Source organism: Bradyrhizobium sp. HKCCYLRH1030, from assembly GCF_051168395.1.
In the GTDB taxonomy this organism is placed as follows: Bacteria; Pseudomonadota; Alphaproteobacteria; order Rhizobiales; family Xanthobacteraceae; genus Bradyrhizobium.
In genome coordinates this window covers 145,479-164,430 of record NZ_JBNPUY010000002.1, presented here as the reverse complement: position 1 = coordinate 164,430, position 18,952 = coordinate 145,479, and the positions used below count along the sequence as shown (strand labels likewise).

Genomic DNA, 18,952 nt, shown 5'->3' with positions numbered 1-18,952 from the left:
GGGTACACGAACGGTAATCCTCAGCGGCTCCCCGCCTCAGATGACGGGAGATTGTCGCCATTTTGCGGCGGGGTGTGACTCCAATGCTGCGTAAATTGAGACTTTCTTCTTTATCTGCCGTGGTTCCGTGATCTCGTTGCCACAGTCGGGCCGGCAATGACGGCAGCGCCGTTCGTGAATCGCGCCTTGCTGTGGCGCCGGAACGATACGCAGCATTTTTCCACCATTTTCATCCCGCCGTAGTTGACGAAACTAATCTTGACGTTGGAAAGATTGGTGTTGACGAGACCGGGCAAGCGCTCCTATGAATATCTTGACAATGGAAAGATGAGCTGCGCCGCCCGGTGCGGAGGAGAGGCTGCGATGAAAGTGTTCCTCACGGTCAAGCTGGCGCTGTTGCCGTTCGTCGCGTTCTGGACCCTGCTGGCCTGGCATCAGCCGGCATGGGCGGTGTGGTCCGCGCTGGCCCTGGCGCTCGCCGCCAACGTCTGGCGAGCCTCCCGGAGCGAGCTCGCGCTGCTGGAGCTCGGAAGCCTCGCCCTTTTCGTCGTGCTGGCGATCGCCAACGACGTCGCGCCGAATTGGACGGCCGGCAACGCGCTGTGGCTGTCCTTCGCAGGGCTCGGCCTCATCAGCTTCGCTTCGCTCGTCGTCGGCCGTCCCTGGACCGCGGACTATTCCCGCTCGGCCTATGCCGACAGCGCCTCGACGCCCCAATTCCACCTGATCAACATGATGATGACCGGGCTCTGGGGCGTCCTGTTCCTGGTCCTCGGCCTGTGCCGCTGGGCCGGCGTCGCCTCCTGGATCGCGACGATGATCGTCGTCGGCGGCGCGCTGATCTCGATCTTCGGCCCGCGCTTCGCAATTCGCCAGGCCTTGCTGCGCATGCGGGCCGCGCGCGAGGAGTGCCATTGGCCGGCACCGGGCTTCACCCCCGCGGCCGGCGTCGACTGCGACGTCGCGGTGATCGGCGCCGGAATCGGCGGGCTGACGGCCGCCGCCCTGCTCGCGGAGTCCGGGTTGAAGGTGAAGGTGTTCGATCACCACGTGGTGCCGGGCGGCTTCTGCCACACTTATCTTCGCAAGGCTCACCACGACAACAAGCCGGTGCTGTATCGCTTCGATGCAGGGCCGCACGATTTCTCCGGCGTCTGGCCGGGCGGGCCTGTCGACAGCGTGCTGCGCCGGCTCGGCGTCGCCGACCGCATCCAGTGGCGGCGGGTCACCCACTCCTACCGTCTCGCCGGCCGCCGCGTCGACGTGCCAGCGGACTGGCGTGCTTATGTCCGACTGCTCTGCGAGATGTTTCCCGCCAGCGCGGACGGGCTCACCCGGCTGTTCGACACCATCCATGCCATTTTCGAAAGCATGTACGCGACGGGGCAGGGTCGCAGCGGCATTCCCGGCATGCCCGCCACATTGGAGGAGATGCTGGCCTTCCCGCGCAAGCATCCGCAGGCGTTCAGGTGGATGAACCGGCCGTTCGACGAGCTCGTCGCCGCCCATGTCTCCGATCCCGAACTCATCGCCTATCTCAATGCGCTGTCGGGCTATCTCGGCGACGGCAGCGAGACGCTGAGCTGCGCCCAGATGGTCCCGATCTTCGGCTACTATTTCAAGGGCGGCTTCTATCCGGTCGGCGGCTCCGGCCGCCTCGCGGACGTGCTCGCCGAGGCGGTCACCGCCAGGGGGGGCGAGGTGCATCTGAAATCCAGGGTCACGCGCATCCTGGTCGAGGAGGGCCGCGCCGTTGGCGTCGTGCTCGGCAACGGCCGCACGGTTCGCGCGCAGGCGGTGGTCTCGAATGCCGATCTCGGCCGTACCTTCACCGAGCTTCTGAGTCCCGACGATCTGCCCGCCGGTTTTCGCGAGCGTGCCCGCACCCTCGCGCCGGCGACGTCGTGCTTCTCGGTGCATCTCGGCCTCGACATCGTGCCCGACATCGCGCCCGCCACGCATCTCGATACGCCGATGGGAATCGGCCTTGCCGTGATGTCCAAGCTCGACCCGTCGGCGGCGCCCGAAGGCCATGCCACGATGACGATCATCACCCTCGTGCCGCACGATCAGGCCACGCGCTGGTTTCCGGGCGAGGGCGGCGACGACTGGAAGGCGTGGCGGCGCTCGCCGGACTACGAGGCCCGCAAGCAGCAGCTCGGCGATGCCATGGTTGCCGCTGCCGCGACCGTCATTCCCGACTTGTCCAGGCATATCGTCTATCGGACCGACGCCAGCCCGGTGACCTATGCACGCTATGATCTCGCCAGCGCCGGCGCGATCTATGGCGTGGCGCAGTCGGGACGGCTGAAGGGCGCCAAGGCGCCGGTGCGCAATCTCGTCATCGCCGGCGGCGGCAATGCCGGAGCGGGCGTCGAGGCCGTGGTGATCTCGGGCGCGGAGGCGGCCGAGGCGCTGGTGCCGGGTCTGCTGGCGCGCGCATCGGCAGTCGCGTCGGACGCGGTGACGGCGCGGCCGCGGGCGGCCTGAGCGCGGCGCCTGCCGCAGCTCGGGCGTATCAAGGCGTATAGAGGTAGCGCAGCAGGGTGCGGCCGACGGTCTCCAGGCTCTGCGCCGAGCACTGCTCGATCGTATCCTGCGTGGTGTTGAAATAGGGCTCGTAGTCGAAGTCGATGACGAGGAAGCTCGGAATGCCGGCCTGCTGCAGCGCCGTGTGGTCGTCGCTGATCGGATACGCCGTGGGCTCCGGCGAGAACGCCGATGGCGCGATACGGCTGCCGATGCTCCAGAACCTCTTGACCTCGGGCAACGCCGAGTCCAGCGACGACGGCTCCGGCTGCAGCTTGAGATCCTTGTCGCAGACCATGTCGAAATCGACTGCCTTCTCCGGCTTGTGCGTCGGATAATAGGTCTTCAGGTTGGCCGCGAAATGCGGCGAGCCCAGCGGGCGCCAGGTCGGATCGCCGGCGCCGAGCGATTTCGGCCCCTCCTCGCCGTCGAAGAAGATCATGTCGATGCCGACGTCGGGCTTCGGCGACAGCGACAGCACGCGTGCGGTCTCGAGCAGCAGCGCCACCGCCGAGGCGGAGTTGTTGGCGCCCGGCATCGGTGCGTCCGGCGATTTGGGATCGCGATAGGCCTTGATGATGCTGTCGTAATGGGTGGCGACGATGACGCGCCGCGGGTTCTGCACCTGGAAGCGGGCGATGATGTTGGTCAGCGGGATCGCCTTGCCGTCATCGCCCTTGGCGGTGAAGCTCTGCGTGAGCACGGCGTCCGCCGCGCTCTTGGCCATCGCTGCCTTGATGTAGTCGATCGTTTTCTGATGTCCCGGCTCGCCCATCGATCGCGGCGTGAACCGCAGCAGATCGGCGATGACAGCCATTGCGCGCTGACCGTCCCACAATTCGATCTGCGCGTCCGCGGCGTAGGCGGTCGGCGATATCAGCAGCAATACGGCCGCTGTCGCGGTGGCGGCGAGGCGAGGCCAGAACTCAGTCATCCGCAAAGCTCTTCAATGATGAAAATCAGGACGTCTTCTTGCCGAAGGGAATGAACAGGATGCCGGCGCAGCCAGCCAGCGCCACGGCGAAATAATAGGTGATCGCGCGCGAGCCGATCGTCGGAATCAGCGCGAACGTCGTGACCAGCGTGCCGACGACGTTGCCGATGGTCGAGACGCCATAGACCAATCCGGCGACACGGCCGGCCTCGCCGGCCGAGCGCGTCAACAGGCTGACGGCGATCGGCGAGAAGGTGCCGAGCAGGGTCAGCGGCACCAGCAGCAGCGCGGTCGAGGCCATCAGCGTCGCCATCGGTCCGTCGCCGATGCTGTCGAGGATGTCGGCCATGACGGTGTCGGCGGTCGCCGGAACCAGCGCCATGTAGGCGGCGGCGATCAGGATCATGGTGCCGATGGTGCGCGTCGTCGGCTGCCGGTCGACGATGGCGCTGCCGGCGAAATAGCCGATCGCGAGCGCGCACAGCACGGTCGAGATCAGGCTGGCCCAGGCGCCGATGCCGCTGCCGAAATACGGGTTGAGGTAGCGGCTGCCGAGCATCTCGAAGCCCATCAGCACGCAGCCGACCAGGAACGAACAGAGATAGATCGCCAGCATGCCGGCGCGGGACACCGGCGCGCTCATGGCAGCTTCTTGTTGTGGCGCTCGATGCTCTTCAGCGCCTCGACCGGCGCGAAGTCGTCGGTCAGCACCTTGGCCTTGGCGTCGATCACCTGGCCGTTATCGATGTCGATGCGCTTGCGCTGCGCCAGCATGTCGGCGAGCTTGTAGCGGAAGCCGAATTCCTTGTCGCGCTCCTGCGCGATGGCGGCGAGATCCTCGGGCTTCCGCTCGTCGCCGGGATAGGCGACCATCACGATGTTGCCGCCGGCCTCGTAGAAGTCGACCTGCGGGAACACGCTGTGGATGGTCTTGACCGCGGCGTCGAACAGCATGGTCGACGGCTCGACGTTCTGCGCCACCACGCCGCCCTCGGCGAGATGCTCCTTGACGAGCTGGTAGAATTCCTTGGTCAGCAGGTGGAACGGCACGAACGGTCCGCGATAGGCGTCGATCAGGATGATGTCGTAGCGCTCCTTGGATTCCTGCACGAACAGCCGGCCGTCGCGGTTGGCGACGTGGAAGTTCGGCTCCTCCTTGATGCCGAAATATTTCTTGGCGAGCTCCAGCACGGTCGGGTCGAGCTCGACCGACGTCACCTGCACCTTGGGCAGGAAGCGGTGCAGGTACCAGGCGGTGCGGCCGCCGCCGAAGCCGATCTCCAGGACCGAGCTGACATTCTTTGCGTACATGACGCTCGCGGTCATGAAGCGGGTATAGTCGACCGGCAGATCGAGCTCGTCCTGGGTGTTGTAGACGCTCTCGGTATAGATGCGCCGGTTGTGACCGAACGTCATGCTGCGGTAGGGCGCCTGCTCATAGACATAGATGTTGTTGTAGAGCGACTCCTTCGACTCCAGCAGGTGGCGGGTGTCCTGCGCGCTTGCGGCGGCGATGGAGAGGAAGCTTGCGAACACGCCTGAAATGACCGACCGGATGAGCATCGACTTGTCTGTGTCCCTCGGCTGAAATGGGCAGGCGCGCTGGATCGAGCGGATCTCGTGGCGCCGGACGCCTGGCCCGGCCACGAGATGCGCTCAGGCACGACCAATACGGCAATCCCGAGGCCGGGTTCCGGATTGGCGCCGTTCTCTTAGACCATCGGCTGCCGTCCGGATAGTCAAACCGCCCCTCCCAAACGGGGGTGTGATCGGGCATGAGCGGCCCCGCTCTAACCGGGATCGCGCGGCTGCGTTCCCGTCGTCGTCCCGTCAGGGGATCCGAGCGTCGTTGTGCCCCGGTCGGCCGCCCGGTCCAGGCTCCGACCGGAGAGGCTTCCGGTCGGTGGCCGGGTCTGCTATGGAGGCGGCGAAGCAGGTGCACTTCGGTGCAGGCTCCGGTCCCGTAGCTCAGCTGGATAGAGCGGCGGTTTCCTAAACCGTAGGTCGCATGTTCGAGTCATGCCGGGATCGCCATCTGCCGCAGCCTTGCACGCGCAGACAATCTCCAGATCAAACCCAGGGCGCGCCTGATCCGGCCCGTTCGGGAATCGGGTGGAGCGCTTCGCTGCCATCGAGGAACTTCTCCGAGTGAGACGGCGGCCTGAGCCCCGTCCGCGCGGCGCGCGCAATCGCCGCCGAGATGCATCACCCTGGAGAGCTTTCCATGCATACGACCATCGAGCCGGGCATCCTCTATTTCGGGACGCCGGTCGTCCTCATCAGCACCGTCAACGAGGACGGCGGCTTCAATCTCGCGCCGATGTCGTCGGCATTCTGGCTCGGCTGGCGCTGCATGCTGGGCCTCGCCGCCGGATCGAAGACGCCGCAGAACATGCGCCGCACCGGCGAGTGCGTGCTGAACCTGCCGTCGGTCGATCTCGTCGCCGCCGTCGATCGCCTGGCGCTGACCACGGGATCGGACCCGGTGCCGGCGATGAAGCAGCGCAAGGGCTACCGCCACGTGTCCGACAAGTTCGCCGCCGCCGGGTTGACCGCAACGGCGTCGGAAACCGTTGCGGCTCCGCGCGTCGCGGAATGCGCGGTGCAGCTCGAAGCCCGCATCGAGTCGGTGCATGGCATCGCCGACGACGACGCGATCCTGAAGGGGCACATCCAGTGCTTCGAGGTGCGGGTGCAGCGGGTCCATGTCGATGAGGCCATCCTGATGGACGGTACGCGTGACCGCATCGACCCGGACAAATGGCGGCCGCTGATCATGAGCTTCCAGCAGTTCTATGGCCTGGGCGCGCGCCTTCACGAGTCGCGGCTGGGCACCATTCCGGAGGCGGCCTATCGCACGCCCGACGTCGAGCGCGCCCGCGAGGCGGCCATGCGAATGGAGGTGGCGGCAGGCTGAGCCGGCTCGGCCTGGAGTCTCGCCTGGAATCGCCCGGCCGCACGTTGAAGCTTGCATTCGAGTGCGAGAGGTGGGGACATCATGGGGGCTGTGGCTGTCGACCGGCTGCTGATCGAGGCGGCTGATCATTACAATGCGGGGCGCGCCGGTCCGGCCAAGGCGCTTTGCAGCGACATCCTCCAAGCGGTGCCGGATCATCTGCCGGCGCTGCATCTGTCCGCGATCCTCGCCTTCGCCGACGGCGGCATGGCGGAGGGTGCGGAGCTGCTCGGGCGCGTCTTCGCCCGCGATCCCCACCATGCGCCGGCCTATGTCACGCTCGGCGATGCGCTCGCGGTGAAAGGCGAGCGCAAGGGCGCCGCCGATGCGTTCGCGCGCGCAGCGGCTTTGCGGCCGCTCGATGCGGCGATTCACAGCAGGCTCGGCAGCGCGCTGCTCGAGCTGTCGCGCTTCGCCGAGGCCGAGGCCGCCTATCGCCATGCGCTGACGCTCGATCCCGCGCTCGGGCACGCGCGCTGGAATCTCGCGCTCGCCTTCAACCGGCAGGGGCGACTTGCCGAGGCGGAAGCGGCTTATCGCGAGTTGCTCGAGCGCGAGCCCTCCTATCCCGGTGCATGGCGGGCGCTGGCGCATGTGCTCGCCGACCAGGCCAGATATGACGAGGCCGTGCCCGCCTATCTGCATGCGCTGGCGGCGCAGCCGGCCGATGCCGGCCTGCATCTCAGCCTGGGCGATGTGCTCTACAAGCAGCGCGCCTTTGCCGAGGCCGCGGTACAGTATCGTCAGGCCTGCGATCTCGCGCCCGGCGATGCCAATGCCGCGCGATTGCTCGGGCACGCGCTGCATGAGGCCGACCGCCCGGCCGAGGCCGTCGAGGCCTATCGGCGCGCCGCCGTGCTCGATCCCACCGATGTGGTCGTGCTCAGCAATCTCGCGGCCTGCCTGTGCGGGACGGGCCAGCTCGATGCGGCCATTGCCGCCTGCGAGCACGCGCTGGCGCTGCAGCCCGATCACGCCCCGGCGCATACCAATCTGGGCATCATCCACGAGATGCGCGGCGAGACCATCGAGGCCGTCGCGGCGCATCGCCGCGCCGTCGCCTCCGATCCCGGTTACGCCAAGGGTCACGCCAACCTCGCGGTGGCGCTGCGCAACGCCGGCGACATCGACGCGGCGCTGGCCGCCTCGCATCGTGCGATCGCGCTGGCGCCCGACAATGCGCTCGCCCGCTACAATCACGCGCATTTCCTGCTGATGTGCGGCGACCTCGTGAACGGCTTTGCGGAGCATCGCTGGGGCCGCGACTGTCCGGACCTCTCCGCGGGCATGCCGCGCTTCGACGCGCCGGAATGGCAGGGCGCGCCGCTCGACGGACGCACGCTGCTGCTGTTCGCCGAATATGGCATCGGCGATGCGCTGCAATTCGTGCGCTACATCGATCGCGTCAGGATGATGGGGGGACCGGTCGTGCTGCAGGTGCAGCCGGCGATCGCGCCGCTGCTGCGCCGTCTGGAGGGCGTGACCGTGGTGCCACGCGGCGCGCCGCTGCCGCCATTCGATCTGCAGGCACCGCTGATGGATCTGCCGCGCATCTTCGGCACCACGCTGGAGACGATCCCGGCCGAGGTGCCTTATCTCGCGGCCGATCCGATCAAGATGGCCGCGTGGCGCAACGTGCTCGGGCGCGCGCCGTCGTTGAAGGTCGGCGTCGTCTGGGCCGGCAATCCCAGGCACAAGGGCGACCGCCAGCGCTCGCTCACCGCGCAGGCGGTGCTGCCGCGGCTGGTGATGCCGGGCGTGCAGCTCTATTCCTTGCAGAAGGAGCCGCGGCCGGACGATGCGCTAGGGCTCGCCGAGCTTGGCACCGACGTCATCGATCTCGCGCCGTTGCTGAGCGACTTCGCCGAGACCGCGGCCGCCGTCGCCGTGCTCGATCTCGTCATCTCCGTCGACACGTCGGTGGCGCATCTCGCCGGCGCGCTCGGCCGTCCGGTCTGGGTGCTCTTGCCCTATGCGCTCGACTGGCGCTGGTTGCGCGATCGCGCCGACACCCCGTGGTATCCGACCATGCGGCTGTTCAGGCAGGAGAAGCCGATGGCTTGGGACGGTGTGCTGGCGCGGACGGCAGGGGAGCTTGCGCGGCTGGCGGCAGGTGAGCGCGGGCCGTTGTTGCCCGGGCTGGTATGAGGCGGTGAGCGATGTCGAAGGCTGACAGGGCCTGACGCTTATCGCATGGCCATGCGTGCGAGACCGGTCTGATCCGAGCGCGTGGACGGAAACGACAATCGCCACAAGCTGAAGAGCATCGGGAGTTGGAAAACGAAGCTGATCGCCGCAGCGCCCGCCAGCACCTCGAAACGTTGTGCCTCGATCAGGGCCTTGGCGCTCGGGACCACGTGGACCAGGCCGTCGGCGACGTAGACAAGCGCAACAGTCCGCCAGATGTTGGCGGACAGCCAGCCCATCCTGAAGGCGTGATCGAACAGCGCGAGCAATCCGCCGAGCGCGAGCGTCGAGCTCGCCATGTGAGACGGCGTGTCGTAGAAGCCGGGCTCCAACGCGGCCTGGACGAACCAGAGTCCGTAGACCACCGCGACGATCTTCAGCAACATCAGTTCGTTCCCAGGCTCGCGAGCTTGTCGTCTGCCTCCGGGCAACCGATCGGATTGCGCCCCCTTGATCGGAGCAGGCACGCGCGACATCGAGCCTACGATGCGTGTCACGAAGGCTCTATTAATCGGCTCGCTTGGATTGTCCTGAACGAGCCGTTTTGCTCGCGCCTTTGATCCAGGTCCCGTGATGCAAGGGCCGGGCGCAGTTGCGGACATGGTGAAGGACCGCGTAGCCGGCCTACTGCTCCGCCAGCAACTCCCTCACCCTCGGCACCACCACCTTGCCATACAGCTCGATGCTCCGCATCAGTTTCGCATGCGGCAGCGGACCGGCTGAGTATTTCAGCTGAAACCGCGACAGGCCGAGCGCCTTGATCGTCGCGGCGATCTTCTGCGCCACGGTCTCCGGCGAGCCGACATAGAGCGAGCCGTGATCGGCCTCCTGGACGAACTCGTCGCGGCCCATCGGCGGCCAGCCTCGCTCGCGGCCGATGCGGTCGCGCATGGTCTTGTAGTCCGGCCACAGCTCCTCGCGCGCCACTTCGTCGGTGTCGGCGACATAGCCCGGCGAATGCACGCCGATCGGCTTCGTCTCGCGGCCGAACTGCTTGAGCGCGCGATGGTACAGCTCGACATAGGGCGCGAACCGTTTCGGGTCGCCGCCGATGATCGCGAGCATCAGCGGCAGCTCGTAATGCGCGGCGCGCACCACGGACTCGGGACTGCCGCCGACGCCGATCCAGGCCCTCAGCCGTCCATGCTCGACCGGCGGATAGACCAGTTGATCCCTGAGCGGCGGGCGCAACCGGCCCTGCCAGGTCAGTGGCTGCTGCGGCAGCAGGCTGACGAACAGATCGAGCTTCTCCTCGAACAGCGCCTCGTAGTCCTTGAGATCGAAGCCGAACAGCGGGAAGGACTCGGTGAACGAGCCGCGGCCGAGGATAACCTCGGCGCGGCCGTTCGACGCCGCGTCCAGCGTCGAGAAGCGCTGGAACACGCGGATCGGGTCATCCGAGCTCAGCACCGTCACCGCCGAGCCGAGCTTGATCTTCGTGGTGTGCGCGGCGATCGCCGCCAACGCCACCTCCGGCGCCGAGATCGCGAAATCGCCGCGATGGTGCTCGCCGAGCCCGATGAAATCGAGCCCGAGCTGGTCGGCGAGCACCGCCTCCGCGACGACGTCGCGGATCACCTGGGCATGCGAGGCCATCGCGCCCTCCGCGTTGCGGGTGACGTCGCCGAACGTGTCCAGGCCGAATTCGATCGCTGTGCTCATGTCTCATTCCGTTGCGTCGGGCCGTCATACGGCCTCTGCTCGTCAGCTGGAAGGGGCCGCACCGGATTGCAAGCGGAGGAAAGCGAAACACAAGGTTTCCGTGAGCTTGAGCGCATCACGAGAAGGTTGGGCCGTCGCCATTCTCCGTCATTCCGGGGCAATCGTCGATGCGCAGGCGCGGAGCGGCTGCGTGTTGACGATTGAACCCGGAATCTCGAAGTCGTTCAGAATGGACGCAAGACAATATCGAGATTCCGGGTTCAAGGCCTCTCGGCCTTGCCCCGGAATGACGGTGGTCGTGATACCGAGCGGATCAGACGGTCCGGACGACCGGCAAAAATTTTTTCTTTCGTTTTTCCAGAAAGTATGCTCTACTGCGCCCATCCTGCCTCATCGATGAGGGGCGTACGCGCGGTCGTCACGAGACGCGAGGCAGGGATGCGGTGGCCGTAGCGGGTCGCAGCGCGGTGTCGCGCCGACGAACGATCCGATGCGGACAGTCAAGTCGCGTGGTCCTGGCCTCCCGATGCTGAGGTCAAGCCGGATGATGGTGCGGAAGCGCATCACGCCGACGATGGGGGCAACACAGCCGGTCCCCAGGGAGAGCGCGAAGCAGCTGTTAAGACCATCGCGCAGGGAAGGCCGGGATGTTCCAGCCGAACCTGTGGTTCCTGCCGCCTGCATTTTTTTCGCAGGCGGGCCATGGGGGCGGCGAGCTCCCGGTCTTCCCTGCGCCCTCACGTTTTAGAGGGCACGCGATCCGGACAAAGCTCGGGCTTGAGCGGCCGCGAGGGTACGAACCCATGGCCTCGGCTGATGCGATTGCCGCCCGCGCCTCCTGCGCGGTCATGCCATGCCAAAAAATGGGCGTGTGGCCCGGCCGCGCATCACCTAGGCTCCGTTCATCGATCACACGGGATGACGTGCATGGCGGCGGGCAGCGACTATCAGATCTTCGAGGCGGGCGACGTCGTGCTGCAATCGGGCGTGACGTTCCCGTCGCTGCGGCTCGCCTACAAGACCTATGGCACGCTGAACGCGGCCAAGGACAACGTCATCCTCTATCCGACCTCGTTCGGCGCCCAGCATGTCGACACCGAGTGGCTGATCGCGCCCGGCGGCGCGCTCGATCCGAGCAGCTACTTCATCATCATTCCCAACCTGTTCGGCAATGGTCTGTCGTCGTCGCCTTCGAATACGCGCGAGCTGTTCGGCGACGCGCCGTTCCCGGCCATCAGCTATCACGACGCGGTCGCGGTGCAGCGCCGGCTCGTTGAGGAACAGTTCGGGATCAGCCGGATCGCGCTGGTCTATGGCTGGTCGATGGGCGGCATGCAGGCCTATCACTGGGCCGCCTGTCATCCGGACATGGTGGAGCGTGCGGCGGTGGTGTGCGGCAGCGCGCGCTGCTCGCCCTACAATCACCTGTTTCTCGACGCGGTGAAGGCGGCGCTGATGGCCGATCCCGCGTTTCGCAACGGCCGCTTCGCCGGGAAGCCGGTGGCCGGCCTGCGCGCGATGGGGCGGATCTATGCGGGCTGGGCGATGTCCTACGAGTTCTACCGCGACGAGGTCTGGCGCGAGCAGGGCTTCGGCTCGCAGGAGGACTATCTCGCCGCCACCTGGGACTTGGCCTTCGCGCATCGCGATGCCGACAACCTGCTGGCGCAGATCGCGATCTGGCAGGGCGGCGATATCAGCAGCTGCGCGGCGTTCGGCGGCGATCTGGATCGGGCGCTCGGCGCGATCACCGCCCGCATGTTGCTGATGCCGGGCCAGACCGACCGCTACTTCGATTGGCGCGACAACGAGCGAGAACTCCCCAAGCTCGTGAACGCCCGCTCCGCGGCGCTGCGGCCGATCCCGTCGATCCACGGCCACCGCGCGGGCAATCCGATCCGCATCCCGGCGGACCGCGATTTCATCAACGCCAACGTCTCCGCCCTTCTCCAGAGCTGACACCCGAGCTCGACATGACCGACGTGCCCACCGACGAATTCGCGCCCCGTCCGAAGCGGCTGACACCGCCGGTGCTGCAGCAGCTCTGCACGCGCTCCAACATGCAGGGCGCGCTACGCACGCTCAGCCATTACGGCGCGATCATCGGCGTGGGTGCGCTGATCGGAGCGATCGCATCGACGCATGGTGTGCTCTGGGCGCTGTCCTTGCTGCCGGTGCAGGGCGTGCTCATCGCGTTCCTGTTCATGGCGGTGCATGAGACCGCACACAAGACCGCCTTCGACAGCCGCAGGCTCAACCTCGCGGTCGGCTATCTCTCCGGCTTCCTGATCGGACTGCCTTATGAATATTACTGCCTGTTCCATTGGGAGCATCACCGCCACACCCAGGATCCCCTGCGCGATCCGGAGCTGATCGTCGGCCCCAAGCCGCGCTCCGAGACGCAACTCGCGATTGCCTATTCCGGCCTGGTCCAGGTGGCCGGCCGTCTCAGGCTGCTGCTGAAGCATGCGGTGACCGGCGAGGTGACGGTTCCGTGGGTCCCCGCGGGCCGCCGGGCGATCGTCGTGCGGGAGGCGCGCGCCTATGTCGCGGGCTATGCACTGCTGCTCATCGCCTCGCTGGTGCTGCACAGCGCGCTGCTGCTGTGGGTCTGGGTGCTGCCGCTGCTCGTCGGACAACTCATCCTGCGGCCCTATCTCTACGCCGAGCACACCGGCTGCGATCATGCGAGGAGCGCCTTCCAGAACACGCGGACCACCCTCACCACGCGGTTTGTGCATTGGCTGGCCTGGAACATGCCGTATCACGTCGAGCACCATGCCTATCCGGCGGTGCCGTTCCATGCGCTGCCGAAGCTGCACGCGATCGTCGACGGCGAGATCAAATATCGCGGGCAGGGATACGTCGCCGTGACGCGGCAGACCTGGGCGTGGTTTCGCGCGCAGTGGAAGGAAACGAAGTCTCATCCATGATGAGTTTGGATCCGAGTTATCGCCGCTCGGCCGGTGCGCTCCCTCTCCCGCTTGCGGGGGAGGGCTGGGGTGGGGGCGCCACAACGGCAGTCTTTCCAGAGCATCCCCCACCCGCATCGCATCTCTCGATGCGATGCGACCTCCCCCGCAAGCGGGGGAGGCGCAGACCGACCACGTCGCCAGGGATGTCAGCAAGCCATCGTGCCCGACCGGTGCGCGTCCTCCCGGCACGCCCCTTGTGGGAGAAGTGCAGTGATTGGCGTCGTGTTGATATGGTCGCAGCGACGCTGGCTCACCGCCATCGCTCGCGCATCCGCGCGCCGAGATCGATGCGCGGCCCGGAGCGCGCATATGCCGACCCCGGCTGCGCCCGCGGCCAGCTGGCGCGTTCGAACAGCGGCACCAGCGCTTCCGGAATGAACCGCGTGCGTGAGGCATAGACATGACGATCGCCGCGCACCGGCTGGCCGTGGACGAAGAACCGCTGCGGCACCAGGAGATGCAGATCGTCCTTGGCGCGGGTCATCGCGACATAGAGCAGCCGGCGCTCCTCCTCCAATTCGGCGCTGGAGCCGGCGCCGAGATCGGACGGCATGCAGCCGTCGACGACGTTGAGGACGTGCACGGAATTCCACTCCATGCCCTTGGCGGAATGGATGGTGGAGAGGATCAGATAGTCCTCGTCGAGCAAAGGCACGCCGGACTGATCGGAGGTGGCGTCGGGCGGGTCGAGCGTCAGCTCGGTGAGGAAACGCTCGCGCGACGGATAGCCGCTCGCGATCTGCTCGAGCTGCAGCAGGTCGGCGGTTCGCACCTCCGCATCCTCATGAACGCGCTCGAGATGCGGCTGATACCAGTGCCTGATACGCTCGATATCTCCGGGCCATTCCGAGACGCGCAGCTGCTCCAGTGTGCGCACGAACGCGGTCCAGTCATCGCCGGCGCGCGCCGGTGCGGACTGCTCGCAGAGGCGCGCGATCGGATCGGCACTGGCGCTGATGGCATCGAGCAGACGCTGCGCCGACGCCGGGCCGATGCCCGGGATCAGATGCAGCACGCGGAAGCCGGCGATGCGGTCGCGCGGATTGGCCACGAAGCGCAAGCAGGCCAGCACGTCCTTCACGTGGGCGGCATCGAGGAACTTCAGCCCGCCGAACTTCACGAACGGGATGTTGCGGCGCGTGAGCTCGAATTCCAAGGGACCGCTGTGCGACGACGTGCGGAACAGCACGGCCTGTTGCTTCAGCACGATGCCTTCCTCGCGCTTCGCCAGCACCTGCTCGACGATGTAGCGCGCCTGATCGGTCTCGTCGCTGACGGTCACGAGCTGCGGCTTGCGCGAACTCGTGCGGTCGGTCCACAAGTTCTTGGTGAAGCGCTCCCGCGCCAGCCCGATCACGCCGTTGGCCGCCGTGAGGATCGGCTGCGTCGAGCGGTAGTTGCGGTCCAGCGTGATGATGTCGGCGCGCGGACTGAACTGATCGGGAAATTCGAGGATGTTGCGCACGGTGGCGGCGCGGAAGGCGTAGATCGACTGCGCGTCGTCGCCGACCACCGTCAGTCCCGCGCCGTCGGGCTTCAAGCCGAGCAGGATCTGCGACTGCAGCCGGTTCGTGTCCTGATATTCGTCGACCAGCACGTGGTCGAAGCGATCGCCGATCTCGCGCGCGATGGTTTCGTCCGCCATCATCTGCGCCCAGTACAGCAGCAGGTCGTCGTAGTCGAGCACGGCATTGGCCTGCTTGGCTTCGACATAGGCGGCGAACAGGCCCTTCAGCTCGCCGGCCCATTCCGCGCACCACGGAAAATGCCGCACCAGTGCCTCGTCGAGCGGCATGTCGGCGTTGACGCAGCGCGAATAGATCGCAAGGCAGGTACCCTTGGTCGGGAAGCGTCGCTGCGTGTTGGACAAGCCGCGTTCGTGCCGCACCAGATTCATCAGGTCGGCGGAATCCTCGCGATCATGGATCGTGAACACAGGGTCGAGGCCGACGCGCTCGGCGTAGTCGCGCAGCATTCGCGCGCCCAGGCCATGAAACGTGCCGGCCCAGGTGAGCGCGGCCGTGATCGGCTCGGCCTTGCCGCCCAGCACCTTGCGGGCGATGCGCTCGACCCTGCGGCTCATCTCGCTCGCCGCGCGGCGCGAGAACGTCATCAACAGGATACGGCGCGGATCGGCGCCATTGACGAGCAGATGTGCGACGCGATGCGCGAGCGTGTTGGTCTTGCCCGAGCCCGCGCCGGCAATGATCAGCAGCGGCGGGCCAGGCGCGGCGCAGGCACCGCCATGCTCGACGGCGCGGCGCTGCTCCGGATTGAGATCGTCGAGATATGTCGCAGCCGTGGCCTGCACGAATCGTCCCTCAGCCTGCAAGAATCAGTGATTTGCGCCGCATGTGCAACGCGATGGCCCGGTCGCGGCAGCGTTTTACATGATTCGCAACCGGTCTTTTTTGTCACGGTTGCCCACAGAGCGTCTGCCAGCCGCTTGCGCTGGCGCGCTTGCACTCCTATCCAATCAGCCCCGTCACGAATCTCGGAAGAACACCGTGTCGAATTTTGCCTCCATCATCGCTGCTGAGCTCTCAGTCAAGGATGCCCAGGTCCAGGCCGCGATCGACCTGCTCGACGGCGGCGCGACCGTGCCGTTCATCGCGCGCTATCGCAAGGAGGCGACCGGCATGCTGGACGACACGCAGTTGCGTACGCTGGAGGAACGGCTGCGATATCTGCGCGAGATGGATGCACGGCGCACCGCGATCATCGAGAGCATCAAGGCGCAGGGCAAGATGACGCCCGAGATCGAGCTGGCGCTGGCGACCGCCGACACCAAGGCCCGGCTCGAGGACATCTATCTGCCGTTCAAGGAGAAGCGCCGCACCAAGGCGCAGATCGCGAAGGAGGCCGGGCTCGAGCCGCTCGCCGACATGCTGATCGGTGATCCGATGAAGGCGCCGGAGGTCGAGGCCAAGGCATTCATCAAGAAGGATGGCGACAACCCGGTCAAGGACGTCAAGGCCGCGCTCGACGGCGCCCGCGCGATCCTGGTCGAACGTTTCGCCGAGCATGCCGATCTCGTCGGCTCGCTGCGCGAGGAGATGTGGACCCGCGGCGCGGTGAAATCGTCCGTGCGGCATGGCAAGAAGACCGAGGGCGCCAAGTTCGCCGACTACTTCGATTTTTCCGAGCCGTTCACCAAGCTACCGTCGCACCGCATCCTGGCGATGTTGCGTGGCGAAAAGGAAGAGGTGCTGCAGCTCGATTTCGGCGATGGCGAGCCGGAGGATTCGAAGGACCCGACGCTGTATGAGAACCGCATCGCGGTGACCTTCGGCATCTCGCGCCAGGGCCGCCCCGCCGATCAGTTCCTGTCCGACTCCGTGCGCTGGGCCTGGCGGACTCGTATCAAGACCTCGCTGGCGCTCGATATCCGCATGCGGCTGTGGCAGGAGGCGGAGAAGGAGGCGGTGCGCGTGTTCGCGGCCAACCTGCGCGATCTCCTGCTTGCCGCGCCGGCCGGCGGCCGCGCCACGCTCGGGCTCGATCCCGGCTTCCGCACCGGCGTCAAGGTCGCGGTGATCGACCGCACCGGAAAGTTCGTCGATCACGCCACGATCTATCCGCACGAGCCGCAGCGGCAGTGGAACGAGAGCATGCTGACCCTGGCGCAGCTCTGCGTGAAGCACGGCATCGATCTCGTCGCGATCGGCAACGGCACGGCGTCGCGCGAGACCGAGAAGCTCGTCAACGATTTGATGAAGCTGAAGCCGGATCTCAAGCTGACCAAGGCGATCGTGTCGGAAGCCGGCGCGTCGGTCTATTCGGCCTCGGAGTTCGCTGCGAAGGAATTCCCCAATCTCGACGTCTCGATCCGCGGCGCCGTCTCGATCGCGCGCCGCCTGCAGGATCCGCTCGGCGAACTCGTCAAGGTGCCGCCGGCCTCGATCGGCGTCGGCCAGTATCAGCACGACCTCAACCAGTATGAGCTCGCCCGCGCGCTCGATGCCACCGTCGAGGACTGCGTGAATGCCGTCGGCGTCGATCTCAACACCGCCTCGGCGCCGCTGCTGGCGCGGGTGTCGGGCATCGGCGAGAGCCTGGCTCAGAACATCGTCGCGCATCGCGACGCCAACGGTCCGTTCCCGACCCGCGACAAGCTCAAGGAGGTGCCGCGGCTCGGACCGAAGGCGTTCGAGCAGTGCGCCGGCTTCCTGCGCATCCGCGATGGCGACAACCCGCTCGACGCCTCCGGTGTCCACCCGGAATCCTATCCGGTCGTGAAGAAGATTCTCGAGACGACCAAGAGCGACATCAAGGTGCTGATCGGCGACACCAAAACCTTGAAGACGCTCAATCCGGCGAAATTCGCCGACGAGCGCTTCGGCGTCCCGACCGTGACCGACATCATCAAGGAGCTGGAGAAGCCCGGCCGCGATCCGCGTCCGGAGTTCAAGACCGCGACCTTCCAGGAGGGCGTCGAGAAGATCACCCATCTCAAGCCCGGCATGATCCTGGAGGCGACCATCACCAACGTCGCGGCCTTCGGCGCCTTCGCCGATATCGGCGTGCACCAGGACGGCCTGATCCACATCTCGGCGATGTCCGAGAAGCGCATCAACGATCCGCGCGAGGTGGTGAAGCCGGGGCAGGTCGTGAAGGTCAAGGTGCTCGACGTCGATGTGCCGCGCAACCGCATCTCGCTGACGCTTCGGCTGTCCGATCCGCTGCCGGCCAAGGGCGAGAAGCGGACCAGCGCACGGCCGCCCGCGGGGCGCATGACCTCGCGTGAGGAGAAGCCGTCTGGCGGCGGCGCGTTCGCCGCGGCGATGGCCAAGGCCGCAGAGCGGCGCAAGGGTGCCTGAGGCGAATGGTGACGAGGCGCCGCGGAGGGAATGTCTCGTCTGCGGCGTCATATCTGCGTCGCCATGTCATTCGGCGTCGTGTCGTTGCGGTCTTCCCTATCTCCGCGGCCAGGCTTACCTTGGGCGGCGAGTTGTGAGTGGGGACCGCGCATGACGAACCGGACCGTGATCATTGCCGGCGCGACTGGGCTGGTGGGACGGGAGCTGCTTCGCGGTCTGCTTGCCGACCCGGCCGTGGATCATGTGCATGTCGTCGGCCGCCGCGCGCCGCCTGACCATTCGCCCAAGCTGACGGCGCATGTCGTGGATTTCACTGCGCTGCCGTCCCTGCCGCTGGCCGACGAGCTCTACCTGGCTCTCGGGACCACGATCAAGGTGGCCGGAAGCCAGGCCGCCTTCCGCGCCATCGATCACGACGCCAACCTCGCCGTCGCCAAGGCCGCGCTCGCGAGCGGCACCAGGCGCGTTGGTCTGGTCAGCGCGATGGGCGCCGACAGCAGGTCGCGCGTCTTCTACAGCCGGGTGAAAGGCGAGCTCGAGGACGATCTGACCGCGTTGCCCTTCGAGGGACTGGTGATCGCGCGGCCTTCGCTGCTGGTTGGCCCGCGGGCGGAGCTCGGACAGCCGAGTCATCCGGGCGAGGAATGGGGCAACAGGCTGAACAACATCATCGGCTTCCTGATCCCGGCGAACTACAAGCCCATCGCGGCGGCGGACGTCGCCAACGCGCTGCTGATGGCTGTTCCTACGGTTGCCGGCAAGCGAGTGATGCTGTCAGGGGCCATGCGCCGATGATCGAGCCTGCGGCTCTTGCGTAGCGGCCCGGTCTCGCTATTTACGATAAATCGAAATCTGATATCGCGCCGCGCCTCAAGCTCGGATCGACTGG

At 66.6% G+C, this 18,952-nt stretch carries 14 protein-coding genes and 1 tRNA gene; 8 read left to right on the top strand and 7 right to left on the bottom strand.

From position 1 onward, the window contains the following. Positions 1 to 363 precede the first annotated feature (363 nt). Positions 364 to 2,490 (top strand): FAD-dependent oxidoreductase, encoded by a 2,127-nt coding sequence (locus ACQR1E_RS06150; RefSeq protein WP_434896813.1) that lies wholly within the window; start codon positions 364 to 366, stop codon positions 2,488 to 2,490. A 28-nt stretch (positions 2,491 to 2,518) separates the two neighbouring features. Here the strand turns inward: ACQR1E_RS06150 and ACQR1E_RS06145 are convergent, their stop codons facing one another. Genes ACQR1E_RS06145 through ACQR1E_RS06135 form a run of 3 tightly spaced genes read right to left on the bottom strand, consistent with a single transcriptional unit; the run spans position 2,519 to position 5,026 of the window. After that, positions 2,519 to 3,463 (bottom strand): M28 family peptidase, encoded by a 945-nt coding sequence (locus ACQR1E_RS06145; protein WP_434896812.1) that lies wholly within the window; start codon positions 3,461 to 3,463, stop codon positions 2,519 to 2,521. A gap of 25 nt (positions 3,464 to 3,488) precedes the next feature. Continuing rightward, positions 3,489 to 4,106, bottom strand: a complete 618-nt coding sequence (locus ACQR1E_RS06140; protein ID WP_315715262.1) for a fused MFS/spermidine synthase — start codon at positions 4,104 to 4,106, stop codon at positions 3,489 to 3,491. Beyond that, entirely contained in the window at positions 4,103 to 5,026 is a 924-nt protein-coding gene (locus ACQR1E_RS06135; protein ID WP_315752284.1) for a spermidine synthase, read from the bottom strand. The genes ACQR1E_RS06140 and ACQR1E_RS06135 overlap by 4 nt, the downstream gene beginning before the upstream one ends. Before the next feature lie 394 nt (positions 5,027 to 5,420). On the opposite strand from ACQR1E_RS06135, the gene ACQR1E_RS06130 reads away from it, so the two are divergent. From ACQR1E_RS06130 to ACQR1E_RS06120, 3 genes are all read left to right on the top strand, one after another. Beyond that, a tRNA-Arg gene (locus ACQR1E_RS06130) sits at positions 5,421 to 5,497 on the top strand. Positions 5,498 to 5,687: 190 nt separating this feature from the next. Next, entirely contained in the window at positions 5,688 to 6,380 is a 693-nt protein-coding gene (locus ACQR1E_RS06125; RefSeq protein WP_315715264.1) for a flavin reductase family protein, read from the top strand. Between the two features lie 81 nt (positions 6,381 to 6,461). After that, positions 6,462 to 8,567 carry a tetratricopeptide repeat protein gene (locus ACQR1E_RS06120; RefSeq protein WP_316195466.1) on the top strand — a complete coding sequence of 702 codons (2,106 nt, stop codon included), beginning with the start codon at positions 6,462 to 6,464 and terminating at the stop codon, positions 8,565 to 8,567. A gap of 38 nt (positions 8,568 to 8,605) precedes the next feature. Here ACQR1E_RS06120 and ACQR1E_RS06115 read toward each other — a convergent pair whose 3' ends face one another. The 3 genes from ACQR1E_RS06115 to ACQR1E_RS06105 all read right to left on the bottom strand — a co-directional run bounded on the left by ACQR1E_RS06115 (position 8,606) and on the right by ACQR1E_RS06105 (position 10,652). Beyond that, positions 8,606 to 8,992, bottom strand: a complete 387-nt coding sequence (locus tag ACQR1E_RS06115; protein WP_315752282.1) for a hypothetical protein — start codon at positions 8,990 to 8,992, stop codon at positions 8,606 to 8,608. 238 nt (positions 8,993 to 9,230) lie between these two features. Then, positions 9,231 to 10,268 carry an LLM class flavin-dependent oxidoreductase gene (locus ACQR1E_RS06110; RefSeq protein ID WP_434896811.1) on the bottom strand — a complete coding sequence of 346 codons (1,038 nt, stop codon included), beginning with the start codon at positions 10,266 to 10,268 and terminating at the stop codon, positions 9,231 to 9,233. A 147-nt stretch (positions 10,269 to 10,415) separates the two neighbouring features. Beyond that, positions 10,416 to 10,652 (bottom strand): hypothetical protein, encoded by a 237-nt coding sequence (locus tag ACQR1E_RS06105; protein ID WP_315752280.1) that lies wholly within the window; start codon positions 10,650 to 10,652, stop codon positions 10,416 to 10,418. Between the two features lie 543 nt (positions 10,653 to 11,195). Between ACQR1E_RS06105 and ACQR1E_RS06100 the strand changes: the two genes are divergently transcribed. Beyond that, positions 11,196 to 12,227, top strand: coding sequence for an alpha/beta fold hydrolase (locus ACQR1E_RS06100; RefSeq protein WP_315752279.1), 1,032 nt, complete (start codon positions 11,196 to 11,198; stop codon positions 12,225 to 12,227). Between the two features lie 14 nt (positions 12,228 to 12,241). Beyond that, a complete protein-coding gene (locus ACQR1E_RS06095; protein WP_316166220.1) occupies positions 12,242 to 13,201 on the top strand; it encodes a fatty acid desaturase family protein in 960 nt (319 codons plus the stop codon). A 292-nt stretch (positions 13,202 to 13,493) separates the two neighbouring features. Here ACQR1E_RS06095 and ACQR1E_RS06090 read toward each other — a convergent pair whose 3' ends face one another. Then, positions 13,494 to 15,554 (bottom strand): ATP-dependent helicase, encoded by a 2,061-nt coding sequence (locus tag ACQR1E_RS06090; protein WP_434896810.1) that lies wholly within the window; start codon positions 15,552 to 15,554, stop codon positions 13,494 to 13,496. A gap of 196 nt (positions 15,555 to 15,750) precedes the next feature. On the opposite strand from ACQR1E_RS06090, the gene ACQR1E_RS06085 reads away from it, so the two are divergent. Together ACQR1E_RS06085 and ACQR1E_RS06080 are read left to right on the top strand one after the other, a co-directional pair. Then, entirely contained in the window at positions 15,751 to 18,063 is a 2,313-nt protein-coding gene (locus ACQR1E_RS06085) for a Tex family protein (RefSeq protein WP_315752276.1), read from the top strand. Between the two features lie 150 nt (positions 18,064 to 18,213). Beyond that, the gene (locus ACQR1E_RS06080; RefSeq protein ID WP_316170963.1) at positions 18,214 to 18,858 is read left to right on the top strand and encodes an NAD(P)H-binding protein; all 645 of its coding nucleotides are present in this window, start codon (positions 18,214 to 18,216) and stop codon (positions 18,856 to 18,858) included. Positions 18,859 to 18,952 lie beyond the last annotated feature (94 nt).

Bases quoted from the DNA above. Each gene is read 5' to 3' on its own strand.
- ACQR1E_RS06150 (WP_434896813.1), top strand. From the start codon at position 364: ATGAAAGTGTTCCTCACGGTCAAGCTGGCGCTGTTGCCGTTCGTCGCG.
- ACQR1E_RS06145 (WP_434896812.1), bottom strand. From the start codon at position 3,463: ATGACTGAGTTCTGGCCTCGCCTCGCCGCCACCGCGACAGCGGCCGTA.
- ACQR1E_RS06140 (WP_315715262.1), bottom strand. From the start codon at position 4,106: ATGAGCGCGCCGGTGTCCCGCGCCGGCATGCTGGCGATCTATCTCTGT.
- ACQR1E_RS06135 (WP_315752284.1), bottom strand. From the start codon at position 5,026: ATGCTCATCCGGTCGGTCATTTCAGGCGTGTTCGCAAGCTTCCTCTCC.
- ACQR1E_RS06125 (WP_315715264.1), top strand. From the start codon at position 5,688: ATGCATACGACCATCGAGCCGGGCATCCTCTATTTCGGGACGCCGGTC.
- ACQR1E_RS06120 (WP_316195466.1), top strand. From the start codon at position 6,462: ATGGGGGCTGTGGCTGTCGACCGGCTGCTGATCGAGGCGGCTGATCAT.
- ACQR1E_RS06115 (WP_315752282.1), bottom strand. From the start codon at position 8,992: ATGTTGCTGAAGATCGTCGCGGTGGTCTACGGACTCTGGTTCGTCCAG.
- ACQR1E_RS06110 (WP_434896811.1), bottom strand. From the start codon at position 10,268: ATGAGCACAGCGATCGAATTCGGCCTGGACACGTTCGGCGACGTCACC.
- ACQR1E_RS06105 (WP_315752280.1), bottom strand. From the start codon at position 10,652: ATGGGCGCAGTAGAGCATACTTTCTGGAAAAACGAAAGAAAAAATTTT.
- ACQR1E_RS06100 (WP_315752279.1), top strand. From the start codon at position 11,196: ATGGCGGCGGGCAGCGACTATCAGATCTTCGAGGCGGGCGACGTCGTG.
- ACQR1E_RS06095 (WP_316166220.1), top strand. From the start codon at position 12,242: ATGACCGACGTGCCCACCGACGAATTCGCGCCCCGTCCGAAGCGGCTG.
- ACQR1E_RS06080 (WP_316170963.1), top strand. From the start codon at position 18,214: ATGACGAACCGGACCGTGATCATTGCCGGCGCGACTGGGCTGGTGGGA.